19 protein-coding genes are annotated in these 19,947 nt (G+C 66.4%); 5 read left to right on the top strand and 14 right to left on the bottom strand.

The window, feature by feature from the left end; translation table 11 throughout:
• The first annotated feature begins 120 nt into the window (after positions 1-120).
• Positions 121-3,147, top strand: coding sequence for a two-component regulator propeller domain-containing protein (locus AC0Z6F_RS21935; protein WP_485618549.1), 3,027 nt, complete (start codon positions 121-123; stop codon positions 3,145-3,147).
• Positions 3,148-3,325: 178 nt separating this feature from the next.
• Here the strand turns inward: AC0Z6F_RS21935 and rnt are convergent, their stop codons facing one another.
• From rnt to pstS (AC0Z6F_RS21880), 11 genes are all read right to left on the bottom strand, one after another.
• The gene (rnt, locus tag AC0Z6F_RS21930) at positions 3,326-3,976 is read right to left on the bottom strand and encodes a ribonuclease T (protein ID WP_014036542.1); all 651 of its coding nucleotides are present in this window, start codon (positions 3,974-3,976) and stop codon (positions 3,326-3,328) included.
• A 167-nt stretch (positions 3,977-4,143) separates the two neighbouring features.
• Positions 4,144-4,665 (bottom strand): HvfX family Cu-binding RiPP maturation protein, encoded by a 522-nt coding sequence (locus AC0Z6F_RS21925; protein ID WP_485618546.1) that lies wholly within the window; start codon positions 4,663-4,665, stop codon positions 4,144-4,146.
• A gap of 27 nt (positions 4,666-4,692) precedes the next feature.
• Entirely contained in the window at positions 4,693-5,448 is a 756-nt protein-coding gene (locus AC0Z6F_RS21920) for an HvfC family RiPP maturation protein (protein WP_485618544.1), read from the bottom strand.
• The gene (locus AC0Z6F_RS21915) at positions 5,441-6,316 is read right to left on the bottom strand and encodes an HvfB family MNIO-type RiPP peptide maturase (protein WP_485618542.1); all 876 of its coding nucleotides are present in this window, start codon (positions 6,314-6,316) and stop codon (positions 5,441-5,443) included. The genes AC0Z6F_RS21920 and AC0Z6F_RS21915 overlap by 8 nt, the downstream gene beginning before the upstream one ends.
• Positions 6,303-6,659, bottom strand: a complete 357-nt coding sequence (locus tag AC0Z6F_RS21910; protein WP_012510548.1) for a hypothetical protein — start codon at positions 6,657-6,659, stop codon at positions 6,303-6,305. The genes AC0Z6F_RS21915 and AC0Z6F_RS21910 overlap by 14 nt, the downstream gene beginning before the upstream one ends.
• A gap of 258 nt (positions 6,660-6,917) precedes the next feature.
• Positions 6,918-7,631, bottom strand: a complete 714-nt coding sequence (phoU, locus tag AC0Z6F_RS21905) for a phosphate signaling complex protein PhoU (RefSeq protein WP_136638638.1) — start codon at positions 7,629-7,631, stop codon at positions 6,918-6,920.
• Between the two features lie 91 nt (positions 7,632-7,722).
• Positions 7,723-8,553 carry a phosphate ABC transporter ATP-binding protein PstB gene (pstB, locus tag AC0Z6F_RS21900; protein WP_005408788.1) on the bottom strand — a complete coding sequence of 277 codons (831 nt, stop codon included), beginning with the start codon at positions 8,551-8,553 and terminating at the stop codon, positions 7,723-7,725.
• A 19-nt stretch (positions 8,554-8,572) separates the two neighbouring features.
• Complete coding sequence (gene pstA, locus AC0Z6F_RS21895; protein ID WP_004151398.1) at positions 8,573-9,436, bottom strand: phosphate ABC transporter permease PstA; 864 nt, start codon at positions 9,434-9,436, stop codon at positions 8,573-8,575.
• On the bottom strand, positions 9,436-10,404 hold the full coding sequence (gene pstC / locus AC0Z6F_RS21890) for a phosphate ABC transporter permease subunit PstC (RefSeq protein WP_065722383.1): 969 nt from the start codon (positions 10,402-10,404) through the stop codon (positions 9,436-9,438). Before pstC ends, pstA begins: the two co-directional genes overlap by 1 nt.
• Before the next feature lie 82 nt (positions 10,405-10,486).
• The gene (gene pstS, locus AC0Z6F_RS21885) at positions 10,487-11,575 is read right to left on the bottom strand and encodes a phosphate ABC transporter substrate-binding protein PstS (protein WP_065722382.1); all 1,089 of its coding nucleotides are present in this window, start codon (positions 11,573-11,575) and stop codon (positions 10,487-10,489) included.
• Between the two features lie 638 nt (positions 11,576-12,213).
• Entirely contained in the window at positions 12,214-13,230 is a 1,017-nt protein-coding gene (gene pstS / locus AC0Z6F_RS21880) for a phosphate ABC transporter substrate-binding protein PstS (protein WP_485618538.1), read from the bottom strand.
• A 553-nt stretch (positions 13,231-13,783) separates the two neighbouring features.
• Here pstS (AC0Z6F_RS21880) and AC0Z6F_RS21875 point away from each other — a divergent pair.
• On the top strand, positions 13,784-15,016 hold the full coding sequence (locus AC0Z6F_RS21875) for a porin (RefSeq protein WP_004151438.1): 1,233 nt from the start codon (positions 13,784-13,786) through the stop codon (positions 15,014-15,016).
• An 80-nt stretch (positions 15,017-15,096) separates the two neighbouring features.
• On the opposite strand, the gene nth is transcribed toward AC0Z6F_RS21875, so the two are convergent.
• From nth to AC0Z6F_RS21860, 3 genes are read right to left on the bottom strand one after another with little or no spacing between them, the layout of a single operon-like run.
• Entirely contained in the window at positions 15,097-15,789 is a 693-nt protein-coding gene (gene nth, locus AC0Z6F_RS21870) for an endonuclease III (protein WP_100434348.1), read from the bottom strand.
• A complete protein-coding gene (locus AC0Z6F_RS21865) occupies positions 15,789-16,142 on the bottom strand; it encodes a hypothetical protein (protein ID WP_485618535.1) in 354 nt (117 codons plus the stop codon). Before AC0Z6F_RS21865 ends, nth begins: the two co-directional genes overlap by 1 nt.
• A 4-nt stretch (positions 16,143-16,146) precedes the next feature.
• Positions 16,147-16,929, bottom strand: coding sequence for an enoyl-CoA hydratase/isomerase family protein (locus AC0Z6F_RS21860; protein ID WP_485618533.1), 783 nt, complete (start codon positions 16,927-16,929; stop codon positions 16,147-16,149).
• A 167-nt stretch (positions 16,930-17,096) separates the two neighbouring features.
• On the opposite strand from AC0Z6F_RS21860, the gene AC0Z6F_RS21855 reads away from it, so the two are divergent.
• The 3 genes from AC0Z6F_RS21855 to AC0Z6F_RS21845 all read left to right on the top strand — a co-directional run bounded on the left by AC0Z6F_RS21855 (position 17,097) and on the right by AC0Z6F_RS21845 (position 19,685).
• The gene (locus AC0Z6F_RS21855; protein ID WP_004151465.1) at positions 17,097-17,798 is read left to right on the top strand and encodes an FKBP-type peptidyl-prolyl cis-trans isomerase N-terminal domain-containing protein; all 702 of its coding nucleotides are present in this window, start codon (positions 17,097-17,099) and stop codon (positions 17,796-17,798) included.
• A gap of 184 nt (positions 17,799-17,982) precedes the next feature.
• Positions 17,983-18,786 (top strand): CoA pyrophosphatase, encoded by an 804-nt coding sequence (locus AC0Z6F_RS21850; protein WP_012510554.1) that lies wholly within the window; start codon positions 17,983-17,985, stop codon positions 18,784-18,786.
• A complete protein-coding gene (locus tag AC0Z6F_RS21845; protein WP_485618530.1) occupies positions 18,783-19,685 on the top strand; it encodes a sulfurtransferase in 903 nt (300 codons plus the stop codon). Before AC0Z6F_RS21850 ends, AC0Z6F_RS21845 begins: the two co-directional genes overlap by 4 nt.
• Positions 19,686-19,947 lie beyond the last annotated feature (262 nt).

The raw sequence follows: 19,947 nt of genomic DNA, 5'->3' as shown, positions 1-19,947 counted from the left end.
CCTTCCCAGTTCCCCCTCGATGAGCCAGCCCGTACCCGCCGGCATGCCGTTCCACGCTGCCCGGCCGTTCCCGCACGCTGCCAGGCCTGGCAGCCGCACCTGGCCACCGCCGCTGCGCTGATGGGCGGACAGGGGGACAACGGGCGCTGGGTGGAGCGCTGTGGCACGGGATTCGGTCGGGCATTGCGGCAGGGCCTGCTGTGGCTGCTGCTGGTGCTGTCCCTGCCGGCCGTGGCGCAGGAGGGTGCACCGCCGCTGCGCGACTACGCCATCGACGTCTGGACCTCGCGCAACGGCCTGCCGCACAACTCGCTCCGGGACATCGCGCAGACCCCTGAAGGCCACCTGTGGTTTGCCACCTGGGAAGGCCTGGTGCGTTACAACGGCCTGGATTTCACCGTGTTCGACCGCAGTACCCGACCGGGACTGCGCGACAACGGCATCGGCGCGCTGCTGGTCGACCGCCAGGGCGGATTGTGGATCAGTGATTCACGCGGCAACGTCAGCCATCGCGGCAACGACGGCCAGTGGCGGGTCTGGGAGCATCAGGCCGGTACCCCGCAGGTGCTGATCCAGTCCATGCAGATGGACAGCCAGGGGCGGCTGTGGCTGCTGTACGAGGGCAAGGGCATCGGCTACCTGGTCGCGGACAAGGGCATCGTCTACCAGGCACCGGCGGCTGACCTGCCGTTGGCGATGAGCTTCACCAAGCTGGTGGTCGATGCACAGGACCGGGTCTGGATCGGCACGCTCGACGGGCTGGTGCTGCGCGACAACGATGGCGTGCTCAAGCGTGCGCCGGCGGCCTGGGGACTGGGCGCGGGCAGTGGCCTGTCATGGCCGTACCGGGCGCCGGATGGTGCGTTGTGGATCGTCGCCGGCGAGCGCCTGTACCGCGTGGAGGACGATCAACTGGTGCTGGTGCATCGCCTGCCGGGCCAGTTGCATCTGACCTCGATGCTGCAGGACCGCCATGGCGACCTGTGGCTGGGCACCGAGAACCAGGGGCTGCTGCGCATCTCCTCACATGGCCTGGAGCGGTTGCCGGCTGGCCTGAACCTGCCGGGCGGACGCGTGGTCAGCCTGCGCGAGGATGCCGAGGGCAGCATCTGGGTCGGTGCCAACGGCGGCTTGTACCGCTTGCGCGAAACGCTGTTCAGCAGCTACACCGAGCGCGATGGGCTCAGTGGCGACTACGTGCGCACTGTGTTCGAGGATCGCGACCGCCAGCTGTGGGTGGGCAGTGCCAGCGGCCTGGACCTGCAGGCGGCGGACGGTCGCTTCCGCGCGGTGCCGCTGCACAACCGCGGTGGCAAGGCACCGTCGGTATTGAGCCTGGCGCAGGGCCCGGACGGCGATCTGTGGGTCGGCACCTTCGGCGATGGCGTTTACCGGCTGGGCCGCGATGGTCGCCTGCGCCACACCTATGCAGCGGCCGACGGCATGCCTGGCGGCAACATCCGTGCGATCAGCGTCGACCCGCAGGGCGTGGTCTGGGCCGGCACGCAGAAGGGGGTGGTACGCATCGACGGCGACCGTGTGCAGGTATCGAGCGTGCCGGGCATGCCCAGCGGCCTGATCACCGCGCTCGAGCATGACCACCAGGGCAATCTGTGGATCGGCACCATCGAAGGCATCCGCGTGCTGCGCGGCAACCGCGTGCAGTCGATCGACCTGGCACCGTTGGGGGGAGGCCGCAGCGTGTTCGGCTTCCACCAGCTGGGCGATGCGATGTGGATCAGCAGCGACCGCGGCCTGTACCGCTGGCAGTACGGAACGCTGGCGCGGGTCGGGCTGGAGCAGGGCATGCCGGTGGACGCGGTGTTCCAGCTGGTGCCGGACCGCCTGGGCAACGTCTGGATCAGCAGCAACCGCGGCGTGCTGCGCACCGACATGGCCACGCTCAATGCGGTTGCCGACGGGCGCGCGCCGCGGGTGGTGGTGGAGCGCTACAACGAGATTGATGGTATGGCCAACGCGCAGGCCAACGGCAGCTCCAGCCCCTCGGCGATCCTGCGCCAGGACGGCACGTTCTGGGTGGTCACCGCTGGTGGCCTGAGTACGGTGGATCCGCAGCGCCTGCAGCGTTTCCGCGAACGCCCCTCGCCACCGGCAGCGATCGAAAGCGTGCAGGTGGATGGCGCGCCGGTGCACTGGGAAGGCCCCGAGCGAAATTACATCCCCGGTGGCCGCCGGCTGGCGGTGAGCTATGTCGGCCTGAGCTACCTGATGTCTGACCGGATCCGCTACCGCACCCGGCTGGACGGACTGGATGCCGGCTGGGTCGAGCGTGGCCCACAGCGCAGTGTCGAATTCGTCGGCCTGCCGCCGGGTGATTACACCCTGCACGTGGCGGCGGCGCATCCAGGCGGCAGCTGGGCGCAGCAGGAAGCGGTGTGGAGCTTCACCGTGGAGCCGTTCTGGTGGCAGCGACGCAGCGTGCAGGCGCTGGGAGGCCTGCTGCTGCTGGCCGCGCTGGTGGCGCTGTACCGGTTGCTGTTGCAGCAGTTGAAGGCCAGCAACCTGCGCCTGGCGCGGCGTGTGGACGAGGCCACTTTCGACCTGCAGGCCAAGACCGTGCACCTGCAGGCGCTGAACCAGGAAAAGACCGAGCTGGCCGAACGGTTGGCGCGGCAGGCCGAGGCCTTCGAGCGCCAGGCGCGCGAAGACGCCCTGACCGGCCTGGCCAACCGCCGTGCCTTCGATGAAACCCTGGCGCGCGACTTTGCCCGTTCGCAGCGCAGTGGCCATCCGTTGTGCCTGGTGGTGCTCGACATCGACCACTTCAAGGACGTCAACGACCGCCACAGCCACAGCATCGGCGATGCGGTGCTGGTGCAGGTGGCAACGGTGATCGCCGCCGCCTGCCGTGACTCGGACCTGCCGGCGCGAACCGGCGGCGAAGAATTCGCGCTGCTGCTCAACGACACACGCCTGGAAGAAGCCGCACAGCTGTGCGCACGCCTGCGCGGCCTGTTCCACGACCACCCGGATTGGGCCGGCGTGGACGGCCTGCGCGTGACCTTCAGCGCAGGCCTGGTGGAGCTGGATGCCGACGACCGTACCCCGGCACTGCTGTACCAGCGCGCAGATCGCGCGTTGTACCGCGCCAAGAGCGACGGCCGCGATCGTACGAGTATTGGTTGATTGCCTGTCAGACGGTACGCATCCACGCATGGCGTGGATCTACCGTGCGGCGATTGAATCGCCACCATGCATCGATGGAACGACGCCGGCCTGTAGAGTCGAGCCATGCTCGACTACCGCCCGGCAGCGCAGCAAAAGGCGCAGCCGAGCATGGCTCGGCTCTACAGAATGCGACGGGTTACCGCGGCCAGGCGTTGGCAATCGTGCAGAACAACCGCGCGGTCTGCTCGGTGTCGTACACCGCGCTGTGTGCCTCGTTGGCATCCCAGCCCAGCCCGGCGGCGGTGGCCGCACGCGCCAGCACGGTCTGCCCGTAGGCGATGCCGGCCAGGGTCACCGTGTCGAACACGCTGAACGGATGGAACGGATTGCGCTTGTGGCCGGTCCGCGCCACCGCTGCGTTGACGAAGCCGAGGTCGAAATGAGCGTTGTGGCCGACCAGGATCGCGCGCTGGCAGCCGTACTTCTTCATCGCTGCCCGCACCGGGGTGAAGATGTGGTCCAGTGCCGCCTTCTCTTCCTTGGCCAGCCGGAACGGGTGGTCGAGGATGATGCCGGTCACTTCCAGTGATTTCGGGTCGATCTCCAGGCCCTCGGCCGGCACCACGTGGGCGCTGGCGGTCTGGCCGGGGTAGAGCAGGCCGTTCTCGTCCATTTCGATCGGCACCGCGGCGATTTCCAGCAGCGCGTTGCGCTGGCTGTCGAAGCCGCCGGTTTCCACGTCCACCACCACCGGCAGGAAGCCGCGGAAGCGTTGTGACATCGCGCGCTGCGCTTGGGGGACTGCGGAATCGGGAGCGGCGGCAGGTGCGGGGGTGGGGTCAGTCATGCGTGAATTCTAGCAGAGCGACCCTGAGCGCCCGGCCAGCCTTCGGTGCATGCGATCCCTGCGCGGGCGTGTGTCGACCAAGGTCGACACCTACCGGGGCACCGCGCGCTCAGGATTCCGGTAGGTGCCAACCTTGGTTGGCACGGTGCGCCGACCAGGGTTGGCGATTACCGGACTGCTGGCCGCGCAGGCGTGCCCGAGGGAGACCACCGCGCCAGCCATGCATCCACGCTCAGCCTGCCGGCACCGGTGAAGATCAGCGGCAGCAACATGGCCATGAACAGCACCGGCAGCTTGAAGTTGCCGAAGCCCTGGTCGCTGATCGCGTAGCCCATGGCGAGATCGGCCAGCGAGTTCCATTCCATCGGCCAGTGCACCGCATAGGTGGCCACTACGGTCAGCACCAGCAGGCTGGCGGCGGCGAAACGGGTGCCGAAACCGAGCAACAGGCAGGCCGCGCCGAGCAGTTCGAACCAGGTCGCAAGCTGCCAGTTCAGCGCGGCCGGCAGCTGGTCGAACGGGAACGGGAAAGCGTCCTGCAGGTCGGCGAACCAGTTCTGGCCGCGCAGTTTCTCGCGGCCGGATTCGAAGTATTCCCAGGCCAGCAGCAGGCGCAGGCCGAGCGGGGCCAACCAGGGGGCGAGACGGTCCAGCTGGCCACGCGTGGCGGCCAGGGTCGGAAGGTTCATCGGTGGTTCTCCGTGGGGGAAGGGGCGTCAGCCAGGGACTGTGAGCGGGCCGATCACGCCGGCCTGCAGGAACTGCTGCAGCAGCACGGCACCGGGCCCGGCCAGCGCCTCCTCAGCCAGGCCGTTCGCAGCGGCCAATTGCCGCAGATAGGTATGTCCATCGAGGCCGGGTTGTTCGCCGATGCTGGACAGCAGGTATACCGCCAGCGGGCTGAGCACGGCGAAGCGCACTTCGCCATCGGCCTCGCGGCGGACCAGCAGGCCGGTCGGTTCGGCCGGCGGCTGCATTGGCGCATCCTCGGCACCGAGTCGATGCACCGGCCACTGGTACAGCAGCGGCCACGCCAGGGGTGAGCGCTGCAGCGGTACCTGCAGCGGATCGATGTCGCCGGGTGCCGGCAGCGGCTCAGCCTGCAACTGGTACAGCGCGGTCTCCACCCACTCGTAATGAGCGAGTTCGGCCAACGCCGGGTGCGGCAGCTGCAGCTGTGCCTGGAGCCATTGCACGAATTCGGCGGCCAGTTCGGTGAACAGTGGCGCTTGGCAGCGATGGGTCGCGAAGTACTGGCGGACCAGCGCGCTCCAGGTCGGTTCGCCGAGCAGGCGCACACAGACCGGGAAGCCGTTGCTCAACAGGCCGAGCAGGTTGTTGAACAGCAGTCGCTGGTATACCGCCACCCGGCGTGGTTCCAGCCCGACCGGTGCGGCCACCGCCTGCGGATCACGCAGGTGCGCGGTGAACGCGTGCTGTTGCGCGCGCAGTCTGTCGGGAGCATCAGCCATGCGCTTTCTCGGCGTGCGTGGCCTGCAGGCGGCGGATGGTCTGCAGCTCGCCCTGCAGCTCGGCGTAGGGCGGGAAGTTGAAATCGCGTTCGAGCAGGGTCGGGCGCGGGCCGATGCATGCATAGGTACGCGCCAGCAGTTCCCAGACTGGATCGATCACAGCACTGCCATGGGTATCGATCTTCAGGTCCGGTGCTTCGTCCAGGTGCCCGGCCACGTGCAGGCAGACGATGCGCTCTGCGGGCAGCCCGGCGATGAAGGCATCGGCGTCGTAGCCGTGGTTGCAGGCGTTGACGTAGACGTTGTTGACGTCCAGCAGCAGGTCGCAGTCGGCCTCGGCGAGCACGGCATTGGTGAAGGCCAGTTCGTCCATCGCCGGTTCCGGTGCCAGGTAGTAGGAGACGTTCTCCACCGCGATGCGGCGGCCGAGAATGTCCTGCACGCGCGCGATGCGTGCCGCGGTATGGCGCACGGCTTCGTCGGTGAATGGAATCGGCAACAGGTCGTAGAGGTGGCCATCGTCGCTGCAGTAGCTCAGGTGTTCGCTGTACAGCGGCACGCGATGCGTGTCGAGGAAGTTCCCGACCTGCTCCAGCAGCTGCGTATCCAGGGGTGCACTGCCGCCCAGTGACAGCGACAGGCCATGGCAGCTCAGAGGATGGCGCTGTGCCAGTTCGGCCAATGCATCACCGGCTGGGCCGCCGACATGGATCCAGTTCTCCGGCGCGCATTCGAGGAAGTCGAAGTCACCGGCCGGCGCGTCGCGCAGATCCTGCAGCAGCGCCCGGCGCAGGCCCAACCCGGCGGCCGCCGCACGAAGCGGCGACCGCGGGTGGACGACGGCCGCGCGGACGTCAGTGCTTGGCACCGCACTTGCCTTCGCCGCACTTGCCTTCGGCCGACTTCTTGTCGCCGGTCTTGGCCTTGGCGCCTGCCGCAGCACCGGCGGCCTTGCCCTTGTCGGCGCCGCACTTGCCTTCAGCGCTCTTGCCGTCGGCACCACATTTGCCTTCGGCGTGCTTGGTCGCATCAGCGGCCATCTTGGTGTCCGCTGCCTTGGCATCGGTGGTGGCCTTGGCGGCCTGGCCAGCAACCAGATAGCCCTGGGCCAGGTCACTCATGCTCAGCGCCGAAGCGCTGGCGGTCATGCCCAGGCCAGCGGCCAGGGCGGTAGCAGTCAGCAGGGACAGGGTCTTGTTGGAACTGCTCATCGGTGGTGCTCCTGGGTGGTGTGGGCAGATGCCCGGGTAGCCGGCAGGGATGCCGGTGGAAGCGATGGTGCAGCGATCCTACTCAACGAATCCTCGCCAAGAACTCAAATTTTCGTGAGGTTTGTTACAGAAGGGGAGACCAGCGGCCTGGTAGGCCACGCCATGCGTGGATGAACTGCCGGAACGCCCAAAACAAAAAGGCCGCTGTCAGCAGGACAGCGGCCACCTTGGAGTCAACTCCGGTGTTGCAGTGCAGTATCAGATCTGGCCGGTGCTGGACGTCTCGTCGCGCTTTTCACGTGGGGGCAGCGGCTGCTCGCCGTGCACCAGGAACCATACGTTCTCGGCGATGTTGGTGGCGTGGTCGCCCACGCGCTCCAGGTTCTTGGCCATGAACAACAGATGGGTGCACGGGGTGATGTTGCGCGGGTCTTCCATCATGTAGGTCAGCAGCTCGCGGAACAGCGCGGTGTACTGCGCGTCCAGGCGGGCGTCGTCCTCGCGCAGTTCCAGCGCGGCGTCGGCGTCATTGTCGCGGTAGGCGGCAATGGCACGGCGGACCTGCTGCGCGGCCAGGCGGCCCAGCGCACGCAGGCCCTGGATCTGCGGCAGCGGCGGCACCTTGCCCAGCGCGATCGAGCGCTTGGCGACGTTGGCCGCATAGTCGCCGATGCGCTCGATGTCGGCCGGAATGCGCAGGCCGGCGAGGATTTCGCGCAGGTCGCGCGCCATCGGCCCACGCAGCGCCAGGCGCATCACGTCATGGCTGATCTGCTGCTCCAGCGCATCGATCGCTTCGTCGTTGGCGATGATGCGATGGGCGGCGTTCTCGTCGCGCTTCTCGATCACGTCCATCGCCGCTTCGAGCTGGGCGACGGCCATCTCGCCCATGCGCACGATTTCGGCCACCAGGCGCTGCTGCTCTTCGTCGTAGCTCTTGACGATGTGGTCGTTGGGAAGATTCATGTTCATTCCACTCTGTAGAGTCGAGCCACGCTCGACTGACGTGATTTGTAGAGTCGAGCCATGCTCGACTGACATTGTCTGTCTGTCGACTGGCGTTTCAGCCGAAGCGACCGGTGATGTAATCCTCGGTCTGCCGCTGCGACGGCTGCGAGAAGATCACTTCGGTGCGGTCGTGCTCGATCAGGTCGCCCAGGTACATGAAGGCGGTGTAGTCGGACACGCGCGCGGCCTGCTGCATGTTGTGGGTGACGATCACGATGGTGTACTCGTGCTTGAGCTCTTCGACCAGCTGCTCGATGCGGCTGGTGGAGATCGGGTCCAGCGCCGAGGTCGGCTCGTCCAGCAGCAGCACCGACGGGCGCAGGGCCACCGCACGGGCGATGCACAGACGCTGCTGCTGGCCACCGGACAGGCCCAGTGCGCTCTGCCCCAGCTTGTCCTTCACTTCGTCCCACAGCGCGCCCTGGCGCAGCGCCTGCTCGACGCGGTCGGCCATGTCGGCCTTGCTCAGCTTCTCATGGTGGCGGATGCCGTAGGCCACGTTCTCGAAGATGGTCATCGGGAACGGCACCGGCTTCTGGAACACCATGCCGACCTTGCTGCGCAGGCGGTTCATCGGGTACTTCGGCGACAGGATGTTCTCGCCGTCCAGCAGCACCTCACCGCGTGCTTCCAGCTTCGGGTACAGCGCGTAGATGCGGTTGAAGATGCGCAGCAGGGTCGACTTGCCGCAGCCGGAGGGACCGATCAGCGCGGTCACGCGCTTTTCCGGAATCTCCAGGTTGATGCCCTTCAGGGCATGGAACTTGTCGTAGTAGAAGTCCAGTCCACGCGCAGCCAGCTTCACCGGCGACGGCGTGTGCAGGCTCTCGTGCGAGGACGGCACGGCGATGCGCTGCATCGGCACGGCGTTGGAAAGGTCGTTCATGGCGTTATCCACGGAAAGGTCAGTCATGGGAGATACGGTTGCGCAGCAGGATGCCGCGGGCGGCAAGGCTGACCAGCAACACGAAGACAGTCAGCACCAGGGCACCGGCCCAGGCCAGCACCTGCCAGGATTCATACGGGCTGCCGGCGAACTGGTTCATCACCACCGGCACCGAGGCCATCGGCTGGAAGATGTTGTTGTTCCAGTACTGGTTGCCGAAGGCGGTGAACAGCAGTGGTGCGGTCTCGCCGGAGATGCGGGCCAGCGCCAGCAGGATGCCGGTGATGATGCCGGCCGAGGCACTGCGGTACAGCACCTGCACGATCACTTTCCACTGCGGGATACCCAGCGACAGCGCCGCCTCACGCATCTGCGAGGGCACCAGGCGGAGCATCTCGTCGGTGGTGCGCACCACCACCGGCAGCACGATGAAGGCCAGCGACAGTGCACCGGCGAACGCCGAGAAGTTGCCGCCGGTCTGCATCACGTACAGGGTGTAGACGAACAGACCAAGCACGATAGACGGCGCCGACAGCAGGATGTCGTTGACGAAGCGGACCACGGTGCCGGCCTTGCGGGCGTTGCCGTACTCGGCCAGCCAGGTGCCGGCCAGCACGCCGAGCGGGGTGCCGATGCCGATTGCCAGCGCACACATCACCGCACTGCCGAAGAAGGCATTGGCAAGGCCGCCTTCCTGCATCGGCGGCGGCGTCATCTTGGTGAACAGATCCAGGTTGATGCCGGCAAGGCCCTTGGAGGCCAGGGTGAACAGGATCCAGCCCAGGAAGAACAGGCCGAACAGGGCGGTGGCGCAGGACGCGGCAATGGCGATGACATTGCCGATGCGGCGGCGCAGATACAGCGAATCAGCGGTGCTGGACATCAGTTGCCCTCCTTGCGGGACAGGCGCATCAGCATCAGGCGGGCGATGGCCAGCACCACGAAGGTGACGATGAAGAGGACGAAGCCGAGCAGCAGCAGGGCCGAGCGGTAGGTTTCAGTGGCTTCGCCGAAATCATTGGCGATCAGCGCGGCGATGGTGGTGCCCGGTTCCAGCAGCGACGGCGACAGGCGCACGCTGTTGCCGATCACGAAGGCCACCGCCATCGTCTCGCCCAAGGCGCGGCCGAGGCCGAGGAAGATGCCGCCGATCACCGCCGAGCGGGTGTAGGGCAGGACGATGTCCCAGCTCACTTCCCACTTGGTGGAACCCAGCGCATAGGCCGATTCCTTCAGGCGGGTCGGCACGGTCAGGAACACTTCGCGCATCACCGAGGAGATGAACGGAATGACCATGATGGCCAGCACGAAACCGGCGGTGAGCATGCCGATGCCCAGTGGCGGGCCCTGGAACAGCGGGCCGATGATCGGCATTTCGCCCAGGGTTTCGTTGAGGAACGGGGTGACGTACTCGGTCATCACCGGCACCAGCACGAACAGGCCCCACATGCCGTAGATGATCGAGGGAATACCGGCCAGCAGTTCGATGGCGGTACCGACCGGGCCACGCAGCCAGCGCGGTGCGACTTCGGTCAGGAAGAAGGCGATGCCGAAGCTGACCGGCACGGCGATGACCATCGCGATGGCGGCGGTGACCAGGGTGCCGTAGATCGGGGCGAGGGCACCGAACTTGTTTTCGACCGGATTCCAGTCGGCAGAGAAGAAGAAGCTCAGGCCCTGCATCTGCAGGGCATGGCGGCCGCCCCACAGCATCGACAGCGCGGCGCAGGCCAGGGCGATGAGGACGAAGATGACGGTGCCGACCAGCACCCATCGGAACAGTTTGTCGTTGCGGGCATCACGCGCGTCACGCGTGGACGGGGCGGCTACAGGCTGGGCGATGGCATTCATGGGGACGGCGGGGCCAGGAAGGGGCGGGGCGGCACGGCGTGGCAGAGGCGGTGCCCGCGCGGGGCGGGCACCGTCATGTCCATCACTTCAGGTCGGTCGCCCAGTAGGCCTCGATCTGCTTGACCAGGTCGGCCGGCAGCGGCACGTAGTGCAGCTCGTTGGCCTGGGCCTGGCCGTTCTCGAAGGCCCACTTGAAGAAGGCCAGGGTGTCCTGGTTGCGCTTGGCGTCCTTCGGCTGCTTCTGCATCAGCATGAAGTTGGTGGCCGTGATCGGCCACGCCTGCTCGCCCGGGGCGTTGGTGATGACCAGGTTGAAGTCCTTGGCGCTGGCCCAGTCGGCGCTGGCGGCCGCAGCGGCGAAGGTTTCCGCGCTCGGCTCGACCCAGTTGCCGGCCGCATTCTGCATGGCGGTGTACGGCATGCCGTTCTGCAGCGCGTAGGCCAGTTCGACGTAGCCGATCGAGCCCTTGATCTGCTTCACGTAGGAAGCGACGCCTTCATTGCCCTTGCCACCGACGCCGTCCGGCCACTGCACCGAGGTGCCTTCGCCGACCTTGGTCTTCCACTCCGGGCTGACCTTGGACAGGTAGTTGGAGAAGTTGAAGGTGGTGCCCGAACCGTCCGAACGGTGGACCAGGGTGATCTTGCCGTCCGGCAGCTTCACGCCCGGGTTGGCGGCGACGATGGCCGGGTCGTTCCAGGTCTTGACCTTGCCCAGGAAGATGTCGGCCAGCAGGGCGCCGCTGAGGCGCAGCTTGCCGCCTTCCAGGCCTTCGATGTTGACCACCGGCACCACGCCGCCGATGGCGGACGGGAACTGCGCCAGGCCGGCCTGGGCCAGCTCTTCGCTGCTCAGGGGCTTGTCGGAGGAACCGAAGTCGACGGTGCCGGCCTTGATCTGGGCGATGCCGCCACCGGAGCCGATCGACTGGTAGTTGATCTTGGCGCCGGTGCTGGCGTTGTAGTCAGCCGACCACTTGGACACCAGCGGGAAGATGAAGGAAGCGCCGGCGCCGGACACTTCGGCGGTCACCTTGGCACCGGCAGCGGCCGGGGCGGCGGCACCGTCGGCAGCCGGCTGCTGCGCGGCCTGCTTGTCGCCACCGCAGGCCGACAGGCCCAGGGCGATGGCTAGGGAAAGGGCGGCGAGGCCGGCCGAGTGCAGTTTCATGGTCACTCCATAGCGGGGTAGAGCCGACGGCGTCGGCGGATGCGGCTATGAAATGATGTTTTTGTTACAGCCGTATTACGACGATGACAGAGGTGTCCTGGATCACGTTCTGACAAGGGTTTCACGGGGTTGGCCCCGATTCCGCGGGCCCCCGGGGACCCCCGATCTGCGCACCGACCATGACGGTCGGTTGGCCCTTGTAGAGTCGAGCCAGGCTCGACTGCTCTTTGCCCTCGGTAGGTGCGGACTCCTTGCCCTCGGTAGGTGCGGACCGTTGGTCCGCACGCTCCAGCACCCAGCCGAGAATGGGCTCGGCTCTACAAACTCCCTTGCCTTTGCTCCCGCTCTTGCCTTCCATGACCCCACCGCGCCCCCGATGAACTGTCGAGAGGCGGTGGGCCAGGGCGTGCAGGACCGTCCACGGCATGGATGCCGTGGCCGAGCCCCCAAGGAAGGGTTTACGGCGTGTCCTGCACGCCCTGGCCCACCGACTCACCCACGGATCAGCGAAGGCGCAAACGCTCTTCACGACCGACCCCCAAAAACAAGAAGAGCGCGAGATCTCGAGGATCTCGCGCCCGGGTGGGATCGGCGGGGGAGAGAGGACCCGCCGATCCCGTTCCTGCGGGGGAACGCGCTTACTTCAGGTTCTGCGTCCAGTAGGTCTCGATCTGGCGCACCAGGCTGTCCGGCAGCGGCACGTAGTCCAGCTGGCGGGCCTGGGTGTCGCCGCTCTTGTAGACCCAGCGGAAGAACTCCTGGGTGGCCTTGCCGTTGGCAGGGTTCTTCGGCTTCTTGTGCACCAGGATGAAGTTGGTTGCGGTGATCGGCCAGGACTCGGCGCCCGGGGCATTGGTCATCACCAGGTAGAAGTCCTTGGCGCTGGCCCAGTCGGCGCTGGCAGCAGCGGCGGCGAACGAGGCGTCGCTCGGCTGCACGAAGCGGCCGGCGGCATTCTTCATCGCGGTGTACGACAGCTTGTTCTGCAGCGCGTAGGACAGTTCGACGTAGCCGATGCCGCCCTTGATCTGCTTCACGTAAGCGGCAACGCCTTCGTTGCCCTTGCCGCCGATGCCGGCCGGCCACTGGACCGAGGTGCCTTCACCGACCGAGCTCTTCCACTCCGGGCTGACCTTGGACAGGTAGTTGACGAAGTTGAAGGTGGTGCCCGAACCATCCGAACGGTGCACGACGGTAATCTTGGCGCTCGGCAGGGTCACGCCCGGGTTCAGTGCGGCGATGGCCGGGTCGTTCCAGGTCTTGATCTTGCCCAGGAAGATGTTGGCCAGCACGGTGCCGTCCAGCTTCAGCGCGCCCGGGGCGATGCCGGCAACATTGACCACCGGCACCACGCCGCCGATCACCGACGGGAACTGGGCCAGGCCCGCAGCGGCCAGTTCTTCCGGCTTCAGCGGGGCGTCGGAGGAGCCGAAATCAACGGTCTTGGCCTTGATCTGGGCGATACCACCACCGGAACCGATCGACTGGTAGTTGACCTTGTTGCTGGTGGCGGCGTTGTAGTCGGCCGACCACTTCGACATCACCGGGTAGATGAACGAGGCGCCCGCGCCGGTGATTTCAGCGGCGTTGGCGGCGAACACGGACGACGCTGCGAAGACGGCAACGGCAACGCGCGACTTGAAGGCGTGGATCACGGGGTGGCTCCTGGGTTGATTGGGATGCGGGGTTACCCGCCCGGCGCACATTCCATAACGGTTCGATGACAGCGCAGGGACCGTTGTATGACGCAACCGTTACAGCGCTGCCCGGCGCCCGCACAGCCAGGGGCGTGAAGGTTCTAAGTGCTGCGGGCAACGTGATGACCAATGCGCAGGAGACGGGCCTGGCCCGGTTGCGATCACGTTCTATATGTCGCTGATGGCCTGCCCGCTGTGGTCGTCAATGCCATCCCGGCCTGGCATTCCGCAGTGATGCCGCGTCATCCGCACGAAACCATCGATGCAGGTGAGGGCTGCGCGGCGGTCGGCCCGGGTCGAGACGCTGATACGTGACGCCATATGCGGCAAGGGATCGACAAGGATGTGGCGGCAAATGAGTCGTACGCATGACCGCATGAAGAAATCTGTGGTTGGTGCTCAAGTTGTCATTCGGCTGTCATGGTTTTAACGGAATGTTCGCAAAACGCTTGACCGGCCTGCCGGCGTGGCGTTCTGCCCAAGCCATTCCAACCCTCTGGAGAAATCCAAAATGCGTTCCCATTTGCTCGCCGCCGCGGTCGTTGCAAGCCTCGGTCTGGTTTCCGCCGACGCCTTCGCAGCTCCCGCCAGCACGGGCGTATCCCAGGCACAGCTGCAGCAGCTGCAGGCGCAGATCGCTGCCCTGCAGGCCCAGGTCCAGCAGTTGCAGAACGATTCGCAGGCGCTGCAGGCACAGTCTGACGCGCAGTCCGAAGTGAACATCACCCAGGCCCAGGCTCTGGAAGGTGCACAGAAGACCCAGACCAGCGTCGACAAGCTGGCCAAGCTGGTCAATGACAACAAGATCGGCGGTCGCATGTTCTTCGACCTGACCAACATCGACAAGACCAGCAACGGCAAGGACACCGCCGCCAGCGGCACCGGTCTGGACGTCAAGCGCTTCTACCTGACCGTCGACCACAAGTTCAACGACATCTGGTCGGCCAACCTGACCACCGACTTCCAGTACAGCTCGGCCATCGGCAACACCGAACTGTTCGTCAAGAAGGCCTACGTGCAGGGCAGCTTCGACCCGGCCTTCAACCTGCGCGTCGGTGCCGCCGACATGCCGTGGATTCCGTACGTCGAGAAGTTCTACGGCATGCGTTATGTCGAGAACACCCTGACCGATCGCCTGAAGTACGGCAACTCGTCCGACTGGGGCCTGCATGGCTTCGGCAACCTGGGCAACAACTTCAACTACGCGGTCTCGGTCGTGTCCGGCGCCGGTTACAAGAACCCGACCCGCAGCAAGGGCATGGACGTGGAAGGCCGCGCGGCCTATACCCCGAACGAGAACTTCGTGGTTGCCGTCGGTGGCTACAGCGGCAAGCTGGGCAAGGAAACGGACATCCAGAGCGCCGAGAACACCTACACCCGCGCCAACGCGATGGTCGCCTACGCCAGCAGCGACTTCCGCGTCGGTGGCGAGTACTTCCAGGCCAAGAACCTCAACAACGTGATGACCGTTGCTACCGACAAGACCAGCGGCTGGTCGGTGTGGGGCAGCGTGCGCGTCACCGACGGCGGCATCAACGTGTTCGGTCGTTACGATGACACCGACGTCAGCAAGACCCTGGACCCGACCCTGAGCGACAAGTACTGGAACGTCGGTGTCGAGTTCCCGGTCATGAAGAACCTCAAGCTGTCGACTGTGTACAAGTACACGCACCTGGCCAACGCCGGCGACAAGAAGAACGACAAGACCAAGGAATTCGGCGTCTGGGGCGACCTGTCGTTCTGATCACCTGAAGCACCTTGTCTGCAAACGAAGACGGCGGGCCCTGCGCCCGCCGTCTTCGTTTTGTCACACCACGAACGCGGTCACGCCTCGGCAGTGGTCTTTTCCTTGAACCGGCACAGGTCGGCGATCACGCAGCCCGGGCAATCCGGCTTGCGCGCCTTGCACACATAACGTCCGTGCAGGATCAGCCAGTGATGCGCGTCGAGCAGGAACTCGGCCGGAATCACCTTCACCAGTTTGTCTTCCACTTCGCGCACGTTCTTGCCTGGTGCCAGGCCGGTGCGGTTGGAGACGCGGAAGATATGCGTGTCCACCGCCATCACCGGTTCACCGAACGCGGTGTTGAGCACCACGTTGGCGGTCTTGCGGCCCACCCCCGGCAGCGCTTCCAGCGCGTCGCGATCACGTGGCACTTCACCGCCATGCTTTTCCAGCAGGATCGCACAGGTGGCGATCACGTTCTTCGCCTTGGCATTGAACAGACCGATGGTGGCGATGTACTGCTTCAGTCCGACCTCGCCAAGTGCGAGGATCTTCGCCGGCGTGTTGGCCACCGGGAACAGCCGGCGCGTGGCCTTGTTGACGCCCACGTCGGTGGCCTGCGCCGACAGCGCGACCGCCACCAGCAGTTCGAACGGCGAGCTGTATTCCAGCTCGGTCTTCGGGTGCGGGTTGAGTTCGCGCAGCCGGGTGAACATCTCCACCACGTCGGCGCGCGGCATCACGCTGCCACGGCGCGCCGGTGCGCGCGCGGTCTTCTTCGCAGTGGCCATTACTGTTCCTTGCCGGTGGCGCGGGCCTTGGCCCGGGCGAGAATCGCGGCCGCCGCAGCGGGCAGCGCGGGCTTCACGTCCGGTGCTGCGGCGGGCGTGCGCCTTGCTTCGCGTTCGGCCTCACGTCGCGCCAGACGCACGGCACGGGTGCGGTAGCGTTCGCGTGCGGCCCAGGCATTCTGCAGCTGCTGCTGGGCCTGGCGCAGGCGCTGTGGAAGCTCCGGGTGGCCGGGCAGCAACTGCTCGTCGCCGGCGCGGGCCACATAGTCCATCAGTCCGGCCTGCAGGGCGCCATCGAGATCGTCTGCCTGGACCCGGGCGAACAGCTGCGCGGGGTTGGGTCGGGATGCCATGGCGTCAGCGGTTCTGGAAGGCCGGCGGACGGCGCTGCAGGAAGGCGCTGGTGCCTTCGCGCATGTCCTCGGTGGCAAACAGCAGGCCGAACTGCGCGCTCTCGTACTCCAGCCCGGCATCCAGGCTGCATTCGCCGCCCACGTGCACTGCGTCGAGCAGGCCACGCAGGGCCAGCGGCGCCGAGCGTGCCAACTGGCGGGCGATGTCCTGCACGCGGTTGTCCAACGCGTCGGCGGGCACCACCTCGTTGACGATGCCCAGTTCCAGCGCGCGCGCCGCGTTGATCGGAGTACCCAGCAGGCAGAGCTCCAGGGTGGCGGCGCGGCCGCACAGGCGCAGCAGGCGCTGGCTGCCACCGAAGCCGGGAATCAGGCCGAGGTTGATTTCCGGTTGGCCGACTTTGGCGGTATCGGCGGCGATGCGCAGATGGCAGGCCATGGCCAGTTCCAGGCCGCCGCCCAGCGCAAAGCCGTTCACGCGGGCGATGACCGGCTTGGGCATGCGTTCGATCTGGCGCATCAGGGCCTGGCCCAGCAGCGAGAAATCACGTCCCTGAACCGCGCTGAGTGTGTTCATTTCGGCGATGTCGGCACCGGCCACGAAGGCCTTCGGGCCGGCACCGGTCAGCACCACCACGCGTACCTCCGGGTCGGCGGCGGCGGCGCTGAACGCCTCGGCCAGGGCCTGCAGGGTCGCGGCGTTCAGGGCGTTGAGCTTGTCCGGGCGCTGGACGGTCACGGTGCGGATGGCGCCGTCGTCGGCGACAGCGATCAGGGCATCTGCCACGGGGAAACTCCAGAAACGTTAAAAAATAGTGATATTGAACTCTGCAAACGCAGACGGGTCTTAGCCTGCATCGTGAGTAGCGGTTACACGTTGCGCCCGTTATCCTAACCCGTCGCCTCAGGGCGGCGCAGAACGTCCCTGAGTTACCACCCCTGGAGAACTGTTTGATGAAGTTGCGTTCTATCGCGGTCGCCGTCGCGGCCCTGGCCCTGACGGGCAATGCCTTCGCCCAGGACATCGCGTCCGAGAAGGGCAAGCTGAGTTATTACTTCGGTTACGACTACGGCAACAACCTGGCGGAGCTGACCGGTCGCGGTGAGCAGCTGGACATCAACTCGGTGGTGAAGGGCCTGCAGGACGCCTACGCCAAGAAGCAGCCGGCCATCACCGCCGAGCAGCTGAAGCCGGCCGTTGAAGCGTTCCAGAAGCGCGAGCAGGGCCGTGCCCAGGCTGCCAAGGCCGAGTACGAAAAGGCTGCTGCCGAAAACAAGACCAAGAGCGATCAGTTCATCGCGGCGAACAAGGCCAAGGCCGGCGTGCAGTCCCTGCCGAGCGGCGTCCAGTACCGCGTGGTCGAAGCCGGCAAGGGCGCCAAGCCGACCCAGGCCAGCACCGTGCAGCTGGAAGTGGCCGGTCCGTTCCCGTACGGCCAGCGCCCGACCGAAGCCCGCCCGGCCCAGCAGATTCCGTCGATCAAGGTCAGCGAAGTCGAAATGAAGGCCATGCGCGAGACCCTGCTGCAGATGCCGGCAGGCTCGAAGTGGGAAGTCACCCTGCCGCCGGACCAGGCCTACGGTGCCGACCCGCGCACCCCGTTCCCGCCGAACGTGGCTGTGCAGTTCGAGATCAAGCTGGTCAGCGTCAAGTAAGAAACAGCGTCAACATCAACGCGCCGGTGATCCCACCGGCGCGTTTTTGTTTGCGCGCGGTTGCAGAGTCGACTGACAGTCGACTCTACCGTTCACGGTCCGCCTCGCGGCCAGCATGCCGCGCGCCGCATCTTCAATCCGCGCAAATCCAGCGTAATCGCGCTACTGTTGCCGAGTGCAAACAATGGAAGAAACGGCGCGTGTTGTCGCAAGTCCCTGCATCGGCGTGTGCAAGCTGGATCCAGACCGGCAGTGCACCGGCTGCGGGCGGCATCTCGATGAGATCGCACGGTGGTCGTCGATGAGTGACGACGAACGCAGTCGCATCCTGCATCGCGTGCAGCCATTGCGCGAACAGCTCCAGCAATCCCTGCGCGGCTCACTGGCCGACCATCACCGCCTGATGCGCGCCCTGCATCCGCTGGCCGATCCCCCTGCGGGTGATGGCTGGAACCGCAGCGAACTGATCGACCTTTTGCCGCCGGGACCGCCGGTGGAAGCGGCAGTGCTGGCCGGTATCGTGCCGCGCGCCAACGGTGCACAGGTGATCCTCACCCGCCGCACCGAAACCCTGCGCACGCATGGTGGTCAGGTCGGATTCCCCGGTGGCCGTACCGAACCCGATGACCGCGATGCACTGGCCGCCGCACTGCGCGAGAGCCAGGAAGAGATCGCACTGGCCCCCGGCCAGGTGCAGGCATTGGGCTATCTCGATCCGTTCGTGACCATCACAGGCTACCGGGTCACCCCGGTGGTGGCGGTGGTCGATCCGGATTTCGTGCCGGTGCCGCAGCCCAGCGAAGTGGCCGAGGTATTCGAGGTGCCGCTGGACTACCTGATGGCCGCCGACAACCTGCGCCAGGTCGAAATCAATCATCGCGGCCGCGTCCGCCATGTCCTCGAGTACGGTTGGCCGGGCCAGCGTATCTGGGGGGCAACCGCGGCCATCCTGTACAACCTGCGTCGCCGCCTGGAGCAAGTGCAATGAAGCCGATCGATCCGCCGTGGACCACGCTTGTCGATGTCGCCACCCTGGCCGCAGTGTTGGGCGAAGGTGTGCGCGTGGTCGATGCACGTGCCACCGCCAGTACAGCCGTGCGCGTGGTCGATGCGCGTTCCTCGCTGGCCGATCCACAGGCCGGCAGCGGCCAGTACCTCGCGGGGCATATTCCGGGCGCGGTGTATGCCGACCTCAATCGGGACCTGTCGGATCTGACCCGCAGCGACCACGGCCGTCACCCGCTGCCGGACAGCGATGCCTTCGCCGCGAAGCTCGGCCAGTGGGGCATCGGTCCCGACACCCAGGTGGTGGTCTACGACGGCAGCGATGGCAGCATGGCCGCCTCGCGCCTGTGGTGGCTGCTGCGCCTGATCGGGCACAGCAAGGTGGCCGTGCTCGACGGTGGCATCGCCGCCTGGCAGGCCGCAGGTCACGCGTTGGCAACCGGCCAGGGCGAAGTAGCGGCGCTGCCGGCTTACCCGGGCCGTTTCGACACCACCCAGATCGCCAATGCCGATGAAATCACCGCCCGGTTGAAGCATGCGCCGGGCTGGTTGGTCGACGCACGCGCAGGCGAGCGCTTCCGCGGCGAAGTGGAGCCGCTGGACCCGGTCGCCGGTCATGTGCCCGGTGCGGTCAACCGTCCGTTTGCGCTGAACGTAGTCGACGGCCACCTGCGCGATGCACAGGAACTGCGTGCCGAACTGCAGGGCGTGATCGGTAACCGCGATCCGCAGCAGGTGGTGCTGATGTGCGGCTCCGGCGTGACCGCCTGCCACCTGCTGCTGGCGATGGAAGCGGCCGGTCTGTCCGGCGCACGCATCTATGCCGATTCCTGGAGCGGCTGGGTCAGCGACAGCACCCGCCCGGTGGCCAGCGGCGCCTGAGCCGCGCGGGGTCGGATCCGTTTCCCAACGGGAAACGGCTCTGACCCCCTTGTGCCCGATCTGCACGCAAAGAGCAGTCGAGCGTGGCTCGACTCTACAAAGGCACCCTCCAATCGATTCGATCCCGTGCCGACCAACGGTCGGCACCCACCAACAGCAGCGGGAACCTGTCGAAGGCGGGGTGGGTCCGGTTGCGGGGGCGTGAGCCGCATGGGCCCGAGGCATGCCTCGGGCGGGTTGGGCAGGACGCCCAACCCCGGTC

This window comes from Stenotrophomonas sp. 1L-E-5-B-C3, from assembly GCF_057292075.1.
This window is presented reverse-complemented; position numbering and strand designations above follow the sequence as displayed.